12 protein-coding genes are annotated in these 13492 nt (G+C 59.4%); 2 read left to right on the top strand and 10 right to left on the bottom strand.

Translation table 11 applies throughout. From position 1 onward, the window contains the following. The first annotated feature begins 35 nt into the window (after nt 1–35). Entirely contained in the window at nt 36–974 is a 939-nt protein-coding gene (locus WV31_RS17080) for an NAD-dependent epimerase/dehydratase family protein (protein WP_085374698.1), read from the top strand. A 56-nt stretch (nt 975–1030) separates the two neighbouring features. Here WV31_RS17080 and WV31_RS17075 read toward each other — a convergent pair whose 3' ends face one another. The 8 genes from WV31_RS17075 to WV31_RS17045 all read right to left on the bottom strand — a co-directional run bounded on the left by WV31_RS17075 (nt 1031) and on the right by WV31_RS17045 (nt 9987). Continuing rightward, nucleotides 1031–1939: an NAD-dependent epimerase/dehydratase family protein gene (locus tag WV31_RS17075; protein WP_085374697.1), complete on the bottom strand. Its 909-nt coding sequence runs from the start codon at nt 1937–1939 to the stop codon at nt 1031–1033. A 158-nt stretch (nt 1940–2097) separates the two neighbouring features. Then, on the bottom strand, nt 2098–3018 hold the full coding sequence (locus tag WV31_RS17070) for a phosphoglycerate dehydrogenase (protein ID WP_085374696.1): 921 nt from the start codon (nt 3016–3018) through the stop codon (nt 2098–2100). A 15-nt stretch (nt 3019–3033) separates the two neighbouring features. Further along, complete coding sequence (locus tag WV31_RS17065; protein ID WP_145980894.1) at nt 3034–3978, bottom strand: transketolase family protein; 945 nt, start codon at nt 3976–3978, stop codon at nt 3034–3036. 13 nt (nt 3979–3991) lie between these two features. Further along, on the bottom strand, nt 3992–4837 hold the full coding sequence (locus WV31_RS17060) for a transketolase (protein ID WP_206072553.1): 846 nt from the start codon (nt 4835–4837) through the stop codon (nt 3992–3994). A gap of 10 nt (nt 4838–4847) precedes the next feature. Continuing rightward, a complete protein-coding gene (locus tag WV31_RS17055; RefSeq protein WP_085374694.1) occupies nt 4848–6335 on the bottom strand; it encodes a B12-binding domain-containing radical SAM protein in 1488 nt (495 codons plus the stop codon). A 518-nt stretch (nt 6336–6853) separates the two neighbouring features. Beyond that, entirely contained in the window at nt 6854–7435 is a 582-nt protein-coding gene (locus WV31_RS17050) for a TylF/MycF/NovP-related O-methyltransferase (RefSeq protein ID WP_168185976.1), read from the bottom strand. Nucleotides 7436–7576: 141 nt separating this feature from the next. Continuing rightward, nucleotides 7577–8521, bottom strand: coding sequence for a hypothetical protein (locus WV31_RS21780; protein WP_145980893.1), 945 nt, complete (start codon nt 8519–8521; stop codon nt 7577–7579). Between the two features lie 107 nt (nt 8522–8628). Then, the gene (locus WV31_RS17045) at nt 8629–9987 is read right to left on the bottom strand and encodes a glycosyltransferase family 10 domain-containing protein (RefSeq protein ID WP_085374692.1); all 1359 of its coding nucleotides are present in this window, start codon (nt 9985–9987) and stop codon (nt 8629–8631) included. A gap of 463 nt (nt 9988–10450) precedes the next feature. Between WV31_RS17045 and WV31_RS17040 the strand changes: the two genes are divergently transcribed. Beyond that, complete coding sequence (locus WV31_RS17040; RefSeq protein ID WP_085374691.1) at nt 10451–11623, top strand: DegT/DnrJ/EryC1/StrS family aminotransferase; 1173 nt, start codon at nt 10451–10453, stop codon at nt 11621–11623. A 48-nt stretch (nt 11624–11671) separates the two neighbouring features. Here WV31_RS17040 and WV31_RS17035 read toward each other — a convergent pair whose 3' ends face one another. Both WV31_RS17035 and WV31_RS17030 read right to left on the bottom strand, forming a co-directional pair. After that, on the bottom strand, nt 11672–12655 hold the full coding sequence (locus tag WV31_RS17035; RefSeq protein WP_237051344.1) for a GHMP family kinase ATP-binding protein: 984 nt from the start codon (nt 12653–12655) through the stop codon (nt 11672–11674). Nucleotides 12656–12765: 110 nt separating this feature from the next. Next, nucleotides 12766–13491 carry a nucleotidyltransferase family protein gene (locus tag WV31_RS17030; RefSeq protein WP_168185975.1) on the bottom strand — a complete coding sequence of 242 codons (726 nt, stop codon included), beginning with the start codon at nt 13489–13491 and terminating at the stop codon, nt 12766–12768. Between the last annotated feature and the right edge of the window lies 1 nt (nt 13492).

The raw sequence follows: 13492 nt of genomic DNA, 5'->3' as shown, positions 1-13492 counted from the left end.
CGAGACCGACCAAGCCCAAGGGAGAATTCGTCACCATGCCTTACAAGATCCTGGTCACCGGCGGAGCCGGCTATCTCGGCTCGATCATGGTCCCCGAACTGCTTGCCGCCGGTCACACCGTGACCGTGCTCGACAATTTCATGTTCAAGCAGAACTCGCTGGCCCATTGCTGCGCCAACCCCAAGTTCGACGTGATCAAGGGCGACGCCCGCGATCAGGCGCTCTTGAAGAGGCTGCTGGCCGATACGGATGTGGTGATCCCGCTGGCCGCGCTGGTGGGCGCGCCCTTGTGCAACCAGGACCCCATCGGCGCCACCTCGCTCAACCTCGACGGCCAGATCAATCTGTTCAAGATGCTGTCCAAGGAGCAGCGAGTGCTGATGCCCATCACCAATTCCGGCTACGGCATCGGCGAGGCCGGCAAGGAATGCACCGAGGAAACGCCGCTGCGCCCCATTTCCCTTTACGGCGTTCACAAGGTCGAGGTGGAAAGGGCGCTGCTGGACCGCGGCAACGCCATCAGCTTCCGCCTGGCCACCGTGTTCGGCATGGCGCCGCGCATGCGCATCGACCTTCTGGTCAACGACTTCGTCCACCGGGCGGTCAACGACCGGGCGGTGGTGCTGTTCGAAGGGCACTTCATCCGCAATTACATCCATATCCGCGACGTGACGCGGGCCTTCATGCACGGTCTGGACAATTTCGAGACCATGCGCGACCAGGCCTATAACGTCGGCCTGTCCGACGCCAACCTGTCCAAGATCCAGCTGGCCGAGCGCATCCGCCGCCACGTGCCCGAATTCGTCGCCGTCGAGGCCCCCATCGGCGAGGACATGGACAAGCGCGACTACATCGTCTCCAACGCCAAGATCGAGGGCACCGGCTGGCGCCCGGCCCATTCCCTGGACGACGGCATCAAGGAACTGGTCAAGGGCTTTAGGATGATCCGCAACGCGATCTACGGCAACGTCTGAGAACGCCCCCGGCGGCAGGAGATGCGATGATCGGTTTCGATCATCGCATCTTGGTATCAGCCGTCCTTCCGAGGTCCTTCCACGATCACCTCGTCGGGAGTGAGCAATTCATTGTGCAGGGCCGTAATGCAATCCAGAAGCCCCTGGCCGAAATCGATGCAAGGGTTGCTGATCAGCTTCTTCCCCAAGCTGGGGTTGAAATGGTAGGGGGTCAGGTTGTAGTGCCCCTTGTAATTGCCTTCCTGAAGTTCGATTTTCACCTTCCCGCCCATGATTTCGCTGATCAGATTGAGCAGTTCCTTATAGCTGAAACGTTCCATCCCGGTCAGGATGAAGGTCTCGTTGCAGCCCCAGTCGCCGAGGATGTCCACGGATAGCCGCGCGGCATCGGCGCAGTGAATGTATTCCCGCTCCTCGGAGCCGCTGCCGGGAAATACCACCTTGCCCTCGGTCAAGGCCTGTTTCAGCAGGCGGTAGATGCGGTTGCTGTTATCCGAGCGTGTCCCGTAGACCGAACCGTACCGCAAGATGGTGTAATTCAGGCCGTAATGCTCCTGGTACAATTCGATCACTTTTTCGGAGGTGCGCTTCGAGGTCCCGTAAAAAGCGCCGCGGTCTGAGAGCGCGTAGGCCGAACTGGCATATATGAAGCGGCTGACGCCGGCCTGCCGGGCTGCTTCCAGGACATTGGCGTTGCCAATGATGTTGACCTCCAGATATTCGAGCGGAGAGTCGATGGACAATTCTACGTTGGCCGCTCCGGCCAGGTTGTAAACATAGTCGCATCCCTTCACCGCCGCCGCGACCGCCTCACGATCAAGGATGTTCCCCAGGATAAAAGGAAGGTCGGGACGATATGGCGATGGCTGGCGGTCGAAGATAACCACGTCGTGGCCACGATGTGTCAGCTCGTCCACCACATAGGAGCCGAGGAACCCGCTGCCGCCGAAGACGATGGTTTTCATCTGTATTCCTTTCCAATCTCGCGCCTTCGGTATCGCCAAGGGCCTCTCTCAGACGTTGCCGCAGACCGAGTTCCGGATCATCCGGAAGGCGGAAAGGCGCGATAGCGGCTGCCGTCGCAGCATGATCGCCCCCTTGAGCACCGGGGTGGTTTTCTTCCCTAACCGAAATAGTCCGTAAGATGCCCGATGGCGGAACGCCCCATGGCCACCACCGCCTCGTGGGCGTTTCCTCCGATATGGGCCGTGCACACCAGGTTCGGCAGGAGCAACAGTTCCATGTCGGTGGGAGGTTCCTCCTCGTACACATCAATGGCCGCCGCTGCGATGGTGCCCTGTTTCAGCGCAGCCTTCAGCGCCTCCTGGTCCACCACCTCCCCCCGACAGGTGTTGATCAGGACCGCCGAAGGCTTCATGGCCCTCAGGGTGTCGGCATTGACCAGTCTGGTCGTCAAAGGCGTGCACGGAACATGCAGGGTCAGCACGTCCGCCTCGGCGAAAATCTGCTCCTTGCCCGCGGGGATGATGCCGTTGTCCCGGCAGTAATCGCCCATGTCGAGGATGTCGTTGGCGAGCACCCGGCAATGCAGGGGTTCGAGCAGGCGAGCCACCTCGCGACCGGTGTGGCCCAGTCCGATGATGCCCACCGTCTTGCCGGACAGTTGGACCCCGCCATTCTTTTCCCACACGCCACCGCGCATCAGGGTCGAGGTGCGGAACACGTTGCGGCACAGGCCCAGCATGAAGCACAGGGCCAGTTCGCCGACCGAACGGCGGTTGACTCCGCCTGTCCAGCCGATGGCGACACCCCGGTCCTGGCACTTTGGGATGTCGATGTTGTCGAGGCCGACACCGTATTTGGCGACGATCTTCAGCCGGGGGCAGGCATCCAGCAGTGCGGAATCGACCTTTTCCAGCCCGATCACCGCCCCGTCGGCGTCGGCCAGAAAGGCGGCCAAATCCGGCCCCGCCAGGCGGCGGCCTTCCTCATTCAGGACGGCGTCTGGAAACACGGCCCGCAATTCCTGGGCCAGCAGCGGATTTTGCGAGAACGAGGTCGACGTCACCTTGATGCGTGGCATGCCGCGCCCTTCCGCTCAGACAGCCTTGCCGCCCAGCGAACGGGCCGCCGCCACGATATCGGGGATGTCGATGCCGTACTTGGCATGCAACTGGTCGCGATCGCCGTTGGTGACGTCGAAGCCGTTGCGCAGGCCCAGGCGCTTGAACGGGCGCATGATTCCGGCGTCGGCGAGGCCTTCGAGAACGCCGCTGCCGAAGCCGCCCTCGAGCAGTTGCTCCTCGACGCTGATCACGGCGCCATATCCGGCCAGCAGGCCGACGAGGTCGGCCGGCAGAGGCTTGATACGGAACAGATCGACCACGCCGGCCGAAATCCCCTCGGCCGCCAACTGGTCGGCGGCAATCAGCGCCTTGTGGGTCATGTAGCCGCAAGCGACGATACACAGGTCGCGTCCCTGGCGCAGATGGCCATAGCCGCGCTCCAGATCGGCACGGCCGACCGTGCCGTAAATCGGCGGCATCGGCTGGCGCTCCAGGCGGACATAGCGCAGGGCCGGCTGCTCGGCGATCAACTCGGCCAGGGCCAGGGCGCTGGGCGAATCGGCCATGGACCACACTTCCATGTGGTTCAACGCCTTGGTCGAGGCGATATCCTCGGGGGTGAAGTGGGTCAGGGTGGCGTGGTCGTAGCCCAGCCCCGCACCGACGCCGACCAGGGCGATGGGCAGGTTCATGGCGCACAGCACCGCCTTGATCTGCTCGTAGCAGCGGGCGGTCAGGAAGGGGGCCATGGCGTACAGGATGACCTGCTTGCCGGCGATGGCAAGGCCGGCCCCCAGATCGACCATGTTCTGCTCGGCGATACCGGTGTGGAGGAACTGGTTCGGCAGGTCCTCGCGGAAACGGTCCAGTGCCTTGGCGCCGAAATCGGCCGACAGGAACATCAGGTTGGAGTTTGCCTTCGCCGCATCGTAGATATAGTCGATGAAGGCGTCGCGCATGAGAGTTGCGTTGGCCAAGAGATCCGCCCCCTTAATCGATGATGCAGTTAACGGCCAATTCGCGGCGAGCCTGCAACGCCTGCTGCTCGCTGGGCATCCGGTTGTGCCAAACCGCCTGGCCTTCCATGAATGACACGCCCTTGCCCTTCACCGTGTTGGCGATGATGGCGGTGGGCTTGCCGTTCCTGCCGATGCGTTCGAAGGCGGGCAGCAGGCTCTTGTAGGAATGGCCATCGACAGTGACCGCGTCCCAACCGAACGACCGCCACTTGTCCTCGAGGTCGCCCAGTTCAAGCAACTCCTCGGTACGGCCCAGGATGCACAGCTGGTTGCGATCGACGATCACCACCAGGTTATCAAGTTTGTGATGGGCGGCGAACATGGCGCTTTCCCAGATCGACCCCTCGTAATTCTCTCCGTCGCCCAGGATGACGAAGGTCCGGTGTTTCTGACCGTCGATGCGGGCGGCAAGGCTGATGCCGGCCCCCATCCCGACGCCGTGGCCCAGCGAGCCGGAGATGCCCTCGATGCCGGGGATGCGGAAATCGGCGTACATGCCCAGGAGACCGTCCAACTGGGTGAAGCGGTCCAGTTCCTCGGCCGGGAAAAACCCGAAATCGGCCAGGATCGGGTACTGCGACATGGCGGCGTGGCCCTTCGAGACCAGGATGCGGTCGCGGTTGGGATCCTTGGGGTTGCCGCGGGTGACGCGGGCGACGCCGCCGTAATACAGCGACACCAGAATCTCGGCCATCGAGAAACTGGAGGGCAGGTGACCGGCCTGATGTTTGACCACCATTTCGAACAATGCCTGCCGCAGCCATTGCGAACGCTTGATCAACTCGGCCACGTTCACCGTCTTCATGTCGAATCCCATGGCGGATGTCCTACTCGGCTGCTTCCAGAAGTTGGCGCTTCAGCGGGATCGAAATCACGCTCTTGATATGATCGACCACCTCCTGGCCGAATTTCTCGCGCACCATCTCCAGATAGGGCGGGTGGGTGAAATAGGTCATGAAGGCGCGGTCCCGGAATTCCAGAATCTGCCGGGCGGTCAGGTGCTGGTTGGCCAGGGGCTTGCACTTATAGCCGTGCTGCGAGAAGTCGTCCCAGGTCTCGGGCAGTTCCAGCCCCTGGGCCACCGCGTCGCGATAAAGCTGTGATCCCGGATAGGCCATGGCCGAATAGAAATTGGCGAACTCGCAATTGAGTTCGAGAGCCAGATCCAGGGTCGCCTGCATGCGTTCCGGCGTATCGTCGGGCAGGCCGAAGATGAAGTTGCCGATGATGAAAATGCCGGCCGCCTGAATGCGGCTACACACATCCTTGATGTCGTCCATGGTGTAGATCTTGTCGGCACCATCGCGGACGCTGTCGCTCGCGCTTTCGATGCCAAGGCACAGCCAGTTGACGCCGGCCTGCTTCAACAGCGGCAGCAATTCCTCGTCCACCGAATCGACGCGGGCATAGGCCCAGATGTTGACGGTGTAGGGACGGCTGATCAGCAATTCGCAGATGGCCTTCACATGACGCTTGTTCAGGACGAACATTTCGTCGGCGATCTTGATGTTCCTGACGCCATAGGTCTCGACCAGGTGGTCGATCTCGGCCACCACCTTCTCGGGGCTCCACATGCGATACGAAGACCGCCCGAAGGGCGTGTTGATGCAACAGAAGTTGCACTTGTAGGGGCAGCCCAGCGAGGTGTGGATCGAGGCGTAGGGCGAACGCTCGTTGATGTGGGTGAAGCAGTGCCAGTTGTGGGCGCGGTAAAGCTCCATGGGCAGCAGGTCCCAGGCCATGCCCGGCAACTCGGCGTCCAGATCGCGGATCAGCGGCTCGGCCGAATTCGGCTTGACGATGGCCTCGCCATCGCGCCACCACAGGCTGGGGATGTCGCCCAGGTTGCCCTGGCCGTCGATCAGCGCCCGGGCGGTCTTGTAGATGGTGGCCGGCCCCTCGAGGTCACAGACGAAGTCGATGGCCTCGTCGCGCAGGGTGCTCTCGGGCAGGGCGGCGGGATGGGTGCCGACCATCATGATCTTCTGCCCGGAATCGCGTTCCTTGATCCGGCGGGCGATACGGCCGGCGGCGCCCATGTTCTGGGTCGAGGCGGAAGGCTGCTGGCCGTAAACCACGATCACAATCAGGCGTGCGCGATATTCTTCGGTGGCGACACGGGCGGTCTCTTCGGCGCTGGCCCGCATGGCCGGCGCGTCGTAGATGGCCGGAACCAAGCCCTTGGAGCGGACGTAATTGGCATAGAGGCCGGCGAACAGAGGCGGCTCGATGGCGGCAAAATCGGCGGCCAAACCCTGATAAATCTTCTTCGCGTCACCGGGGTGAATGAACAGAACATCTACGGCCTTTGCCATCTAACTGCCCTTTTCCTCTCAGGCGCCCCCAAGTGCCGGGGTACACCCCAAACAGCAACGGGAGCCTACAGAAGGAAACCGCTTGTCCGTGACAAGCCCGTCCCTCGGATCAAAAAATATCACAACCATCGCCGCACCGCATCCAGCCGAGGCGTGACAAGAGGTTGCCCCCGGTCAGGCGCGAGCCGGCTCACAGGCGTCCGTGGCGTCACGATACCATGGAGCCGGTGCCAGTTGTAGCGGCGTGTCAGGCGCGGCAGGTCCTGGGGGCAAAAGTTGCCACACCAAGCTATGGAGGAGAGTTGCCAGCGCCCTCAGGGGCGGCGCAGAACTAAAGTTTCGGATGTCGGTTCTGCATAGCTGTATGGCCTGTCGCTCCAAAAGCAAAATAGATTGCTTATACAGCAAAATCCTCCATACACCGCGACTCGATCAATTGTTTGACATATTATAACCGACAAAATAAGGATTGCGCGCAGATTCCTCTGTGAAATCAAGTCATAAGCAAGAAATATATACTATGGCGCATACGCACCATCACATTTCCAAATATACGCAACCTCGGTTCTAGGCGTCCTAGATATTCTCGAAATTGACGATATACTGGATAAAAAGTCATGAACAGCCCTGGAGCATCCAGAAAACGCTATGTAATCATCAATAATTACAACACCACCAGGCTCAACAAGATCCCAAAGCCCACGCAAACACTGCATCGTTGAATCATACCAGTCACCATCCAAGCGGAGAACAGATATCGGGCCACCACTGTATTGACGCAACGTATCAGAAAACCACCCCTTATATATACTTATATTCTCACGAGGAACAGATTGCGCATACACAAGTTGACAAAACTCATCATAGTCAGCCCTGTTATTATTATAATAATAAGGCTTTTGATGCAAGCTCATCGCCGCCCCCCCATCAATATCCCGCGGCGGAGGAAGCCCCTCAAAAGAATCAAAAAAATGGTATTTTTTTCCAGAACCACAAACAGCCATCATTCCGCAGGCCATCCCCCCCTTCCATGTCCCGCATTCAACAATATCTCCAGAGAAAAAAGTTGAAAAATGATCAACGATAGACAGATTATCCACATAGTACTCCCTATCTATCAATGTGTAGGGCTCATACATTTGATATACTATATCGTAAAATGACGAATACCTTGACGACCTCGGCTGGCTAAAGTGCGGAAATCTCCTCATGACACTACCCCTATAAAATTAAGACAAGCCTCAGAGTCCCATTTTTAAATGGGCAAGAGCATCAATACGACCACCAAAATTACAATCAATAGCAAGCAACCCGATTGAAAGAATAATATCTTTCTCAGTTGGGTTATCCCCGGCAAGCTCATCATATATTGCAATCGCATCTTCATATTTTTCATCAAGATGAGCAGAGACTCCTGCAATAAATTTGCTCCAGTTATATCTGGCATCGCTATTTTTTTTGTACTTCTTACCATGGATTTTGTGCAGAGCCGCACAGCAAAAAGCCTCCGCCCCCTTCAAGCCTCGCGCAGACTCAAACCATTCAAAAGCCCCCTCACGGTCTCCGGAGTAGTATCGGTTGATCGCAGAATACGCCAAAGCAACCCCGCAAAATGGAGATAGCCGGTGAAATCCGACCCACTTCATCAATAAAATAATTTTAGTAGCGCGATCAACGCTGTTCAACAAAACCAACAGCTCTGAGAATGACAACCCCCCACGTGAAATTCTCTTTAGAATCGCATCCCCCCCCCTCACCATTTCGGCGTCAATCATCGGACTTGCAATGTATTGATTCTGAGCATATTGATCAAAGCCAACTTGATTGAGCAGAAGTCTGATCTGGGACAAAATAGCCGGATCCAATTGGAACTCCGCCAACATCTTGCGGTAAATTTGAAGCGCCCCAAAAATATTACCGTTAGACTTTAAAACATCAGCAAATAGTGCTAACACACCGATAATATCCCAGCCCTGATAATGCCTCATCCACTTCCGGCAAACCTGATCATACAGATCTGAATTCTCCAGAAATGCACTTGATGCCGATAGAAAATCACTGGCCGACACTGCGCCACGTTCAATCGCGGCTAGAAATTTCTCATTTTCTACGGATGTTCCCGCCACCTGATTCAATGCACCGCCCTCCATCATCTCACGCTCAATATATCCACGCACCTCGATCACTAGGCAAGTTTGTACCTAAAGCGTCAGGAGTCAACTGAGTAATACCCGACCACCATGAATCACGCATCCTACCGAGAGAAAATCCCTAAAATCACAAGAGGCACCAGCTAAGGCAGCATCCCCAGAACCTGGCGCAGAATCGTCGACGCAAAGCACTGGTCCGTGAAGTATCGGCACCGATCCCCCACCAGATAGTCGGAGATGCTGTCCAGATATCCCTGCAATTCATCGTCCCCCATGCCCTTGAGGTAGTTGTAAAGCTCCTCGTTGGTGGCGAAATCCCGGCGATCGATGAAGCATGTCTTGGGCACATAGGCGGTGATATTGGGAACACCCCAGTAGATGGGGACACAGCCGCCCAGCAGGCAGTCGAAAATCTTTTCGGTGATGGCGCCGGGCGAGTCCGAATTGTTCTCGTAGCAGACGGCAAACCGGTAAGGAGCCTGAATGGACACCTTTTCCCGGTTGCTGATCGCCCCCCGGTAGGATGGGTACTCCGCCGCCTTCCAGCCCGCCCCGTAGAACTCGAAATCTTCGGGATGATGCTCCTCGAACCAGCGGATCAGCGCCATGCGCTGGCTGTACAACTCATTGAAATAAGGCCAATACTTGGCACTGTTCACCATGGTGCACAGCTTTGTCTTGCTGCGGGCGTCGAATTGGGGGCGCGTGGCCGGCACCTCGCAATAGGCCATGGGCATTTTGAAAATCTTCACATTGTCCACGAGCGAATCGTCGGCAATGAATACCTTGGCGAAGTGTTCGTGCACCGCCGTATCACGGTTGCGGGCGATAACCACCGCCGGCTCGTAAGCCAGCAGCACGGAACGGCTGATCTCCTCTCCCTCCGGCAGGTGGCGCATGGAATTGACGTTGACGTAAAAGATGAGATCCGACGTTTCCGGCGGGTTGATGTCGTAGGTCGCCAGATCGATGCCGCAGGTCGCCATGGCCGCGCGCAAGGCGACCCAATTGGAAATCGGCCAATGGCTGAGATAGGTATCGGGCATGGGGGTGAAGATACGGTTTTCCATGAAGGCGCGGTCCGCCACCAACGACGCCTTCCACGGAGGTGACGGAAACGGATGGTGGGGCAGGTCCGGCTCCCGCCGCTTCTCTTCCAGCAAGGCGTAGAGATCCGGCGTCGTCGCACGGATATCGGGATTGGCGACCAGCGCCTTCAAATACTGATCGACCGCCTCGCCTTTCCGCCCCACCGCCGCCAGCGCCCGGGCGAACAGCACGAATTGCCAGTCATTGAAGAGCTGGAACGACCCTGCGTGAGTCAGAAGATTGATGGCCTCCTGGAAGTTTCCCACCTGTTGATGCAGAGTTGCCATAATAATCAGACTGCCGAAATGGCGAGGATCCTGGTTGAGGATCTCGAGACACAACTTCTGGCTATCCAGAAAACGCCCCTCATGAAGGGCGGTTACGGCTTCGTTGAAGGCTTGCGCGGCATCCATTCGAATCTCCAGTCCATTCCGGCAGGCCCTAGCCGAATTCCAGGCCGGGTTACGAAACAGTCATCACTTTGGGTGAAAAGAAAATGGCTGGCAGACGGGCGCAGCCCCCCCCTGTCTTCGTCCGACATCTCCCAGCCGAAGCCCCCTCGGAACGGCGGCAGAATAGCTAAATTCCCGCCAGCCCGGAAGGTGGAATCACTCGGCGACGCCCCGACCCTTGGAAGAGCAGGGATCACGGGACAATGGGCGGGAATGACTGCTTGACAGTGCAGATTGCCGGGTGCCAAATAAACCAAATAAGAAGGAAGAGGGAGCAGAACACCTATGGCCTGGCTCTGGCCACAACTGAAGGAATTGGCTCTGGCTGGCCAAATAGTGCGGTTGTGCAATTTCCCTCCCGGCCGTCTGCTTCCACGTCCCTTGCCAATGCTGATTGCAAACTCTCCTGGAACGGAATTGACCGATGTTCTATGAACTGGCCGCCCCAAGCTGGGGGGAAGAGGAAATCGCGGCTGCCAAGCGGGTTATCGACTCGACCTTCACCACAATGGGTGCCGAGGTCAAGGCGTTCGAAGCCGAATTTGCGGCCTATTTCGGCGCCAAGCACGGCATAATGGTGAATTCGGGATCGTCCGCCAATCTGATCGCCACCGCCGCGCTGTTCTACAAGAAGGAGCGGCCGCTCCAGCGCGGCGACGAAGTGATCGTGCCGGCGCTGTCGTGGGCGACCACCTACCACCCGCTGCAACAATACGGCCTGAGGCTGAAGTTCACAGACATCGACCTTCAGACCCTCAACATGGCGCCATCCTTGCTGGAAAAGGCCCTGACGCCGAAGACCCGCGCCATCGTCGCCGTGTCGATTCTGGGTAATCCGGCGGCAATGGACGTGATCCGCGCCTTCGCCGACAAACACGGCCTGTACCTCATCGAAGACAATTGCGAAAGCATGGACGCCGAATTGAACGGCAAGAAGTGCGGCACGTTCGGGGACCTCAATACCTTCAGCTTCTTTTTCTCCCATCACATCTCGACCATGGAAGGTGGCATCGTTCTGACGGACGACGACGAACTGGCCGATTTGTGCCGCAGCATGCGCGCTCACGGCTGGACCCGCGACCTGCCCCCGGACAGTTCGATCTATTCCAGGAAATCCAACGATCATTACGAGGCCTACCGCTTCATCCTTCCGGGCTACAACGTCCGCCCGCTGGAGATCGAGGCCGCCATCGGACGCGAGCAATTGAAGAAGCTGCCCGGCTTCACCGCGATTCGCCGCAAGAACCTCCAATTGTTTCAGCAGCTTCTCGGCGGTGATGAGCGGTTCATCATCCAGAAGGAAAACGGCAAGAGCTCGGCCTTTTCCTTTACGGTAATCCTCAATCCGGCCCGTAACCCTGACCGCAACAAGGTGTTCAAGGCTCTCGGCGAGGCGGACATCGGCTTCCGCATTATTACCGGCGGCAATTTCCTGCGCCACGACGTGCTTAAGCACTATGACTACGAGGTGGTCAACGGCGGAGCCCCCAATGCCGACATTGCCCATGACTACGGCTTTTTCGTCGGCAACCACCCCTTCGACATCGAGCCTCAATTGCGTCGGCTGCACGACGTTCTTGATCACGTTTGCCGCTAGAGAATCGAGCCTCAAATATGAGGCGCGGTGCTCCTGCGCCCAGTGGGCTCATCGGTTCTGATCACGCGGCAGGTTGGCATAGACCTCCAGCAGGGCCGCGCCGTCGTGGTCCACCTGGAACGGCACCTGGATCAGGCCGTCCAGGGCCGAGCGCACCGACTGCTCGGCGCCTTCGGGAATGTAGAAGGCCATGAAGCCGGCCCCGCCGGCCCCCATCAGCTTGCCGCCCAGAGCCCCCGCCGCCCGGGCCGCCTGATAGATCTGGTCGATGGCCGAGGTACTGATGGAGGGATCGAGGCTGCGCTTGATCTGCCAGGTCTCGTCCAGCATGCGGCCGAAATCGTCGAACCGGCCTTCCCGCAGGGTGTTGGCCGCCTCGAAGGTCAAATCATACATGCGGCGCAGGCGATCGTTCTTGTCCTCGATGTTCTCGACCAGTTTCTTCGCCATGTCCGAGGCGAAGCGCTTGCTGCCGGTATAGACCAGCAGCAGGCGGCTTTCGAAGGCCGCCAGGGCTTCCGCAGACAGGCCCAGCGGCTCGACCACGAAGGAGCCGTCGGTGTTGAAGCGGATCAGGTTCAGCCCGCCATAGGCCGCCGCCACCTGATCCTGGGAGCCCACCGTGTCGCCCAGCAGGTTCTGTTCGAGATCGATGGCGGCCAGGGCCAGTTCGTGGCGGCTGATGGTCTCGCCCCTCAGCGCTTTCAGCGCATTGATCAGGCCGACGGCGAAGGACGAACTGGAGCCGATGCCGGTCCGCGCCGGCAGGTCGCCCTGGTGATGGATCTCAAGCCCCTGGTCGTCGCGAAAGCCCAGCGCGGGCAGCGCCACCCGCACCGCCGGGTGCAGGATCTCGCGGAACGACGACACCACCTCGATATGGGACCAGACGATGCGGTGGGCGGTCTCGAAATAGGGCGGAAAGTACCGGCAGGTGATGTAGCAGTACTGGCGGATGGCCGCCGACAGCACGACACCGCCATGTTTCAGGTACCAGGCCGGATAGTCGGTCCCTCCCCCAAAAAAAGACACGCGGAACGGTGTTCTCGAGACTACGAACGACATCGGTCAAAGCCCATTCTGGACAGTCGAGGCAGGGTGCGCCGGCGATCATCAGACGCCCGACTCGCTTAAGAAATTACTTAGATGGCGCCGAACAGCCCGCCGACGAAATCTTCGGCCAGAACCACCGATTCCGGCGTTCCGATGTCGAGGAAGGGACCAGTGCTCTCCTCCACCGCCAGATGAGCGCCGCCTGCCAGCAGGGCCGGCATGATGTCGGTTTCCATGCTGAGCGGTTGCCCCGATGGGAAGCGCCGCAAAAGCTCGGCGCGGAACAGATAGACCCCGGCATTGATCAGCCCCGCCCCGGCCCGCTTCTCGGCGAAACCGGTCAGCAGGAACCCAGGCCCCACCGCCAGCGACCCGTAGCGGCTGGCATCAGCGACGCGCACGCCGACCACGCCGCCGTCCAGGCCGTCACGCCGGACACGCTCGACCATGGCCGCCAGATCCACCTCGACCAGGGAATCGCCGTTGAGCACCAGAACCCAGTCGCGGCAGGCATCCAGGCAGGACACCACCGCCCCGCCGGTGCCCAGCGGCTCGGTCTCGGCCACGGTGCGCAGGGTGATGCCGTGGGGTTTCCCGGCGGCCCATTGCTCGATCGCCCCGGCCAGATGGCCGACGCTGATCATGATGTCGCCGATCCCGCGCTGGTCCAGCCAGCGCACCACCCAATGCAGGAAGGGCTGGCCGGCCACCGGAATCATCGGCTTGGGAATGCCGGGAAACAGCCCGGCGATGCGGGTGCCCTTGCCGCCGGCCAGGATGACGGCCGTCACCGCCGCAAGACAGGCCCCCGCCACG

Origin of the sequence: Magnetospirillum sp. ME-1 (assembly GCF_002105535.1) — a bacterium.
Taxonomy (GTDB): Bacteria; Pseudomonadota; Alphaproteobacteria; order Rhodospirillales; family Magnetospirillaceae; genus Phaeospirillum.
The sequence above is the reverse complement of the archived record's forward strand: the minus strand, read 5'-3'. Positions and strand labels throughout refer to the sequence as shown.

What these genes read in the sequence shown, in the direction of transcription:
- WV31_RS17080 (WP_085374698.1), top strand. Translation starts at nt 36, where the DNA reads ATGCCTTACAAGATCCTGGTCACCGGCGGAGCCGGCTATCTCGGCTCG.
- WV31_RS17075 (WP_085374697.1), bottom strand. Translation starts at nt 1,939, where the DNA reads ATGAAAACCATCGTCTTCGGCGGCAGCGGGTTCCTCGGCTCCTATGTG.
- WV31_RS17070 (WP_085374696.1), bottom strand. Translation starts at nt 3,018, where the DNA reads ATGCCACGCATCAAGGTGACGTCGACCTCGTTCTCGCAAAATCCGCTG.
- WV31_RS17060 (WP_206072553.1), bottom strand. Translation starts at nt 4,837, where the DNA reads ATGGGATTCGACATGAAGACGGTGAACGTGGCCGAGTTGATCAAGCGT.
- WV31_RS17055 (WP_085374694.1), bottom strand. Translation starts at nt 6,335, where the DNA reads ATGGCAAAGGCCGTAGATGTTCTGTTCATTCACCCCGGTGACGCGAAG.
- WV31_RS17045 (WP_085374692.1), bottom strand. Translation starts at nt 9,987, where the DNA reads ATGGATGCCGCGCAAGCCTTCAACGAAGCCGTAACCGCCCTTCATGAG.
- WV31_RS17040 (WP_085374691.1), top strand. Translation starts at nt 10,451, where the DNA reads ATGTTCTATGAACTGGCCGCCCCAAGCTGGGGGGAAGAGGAAATCGCG.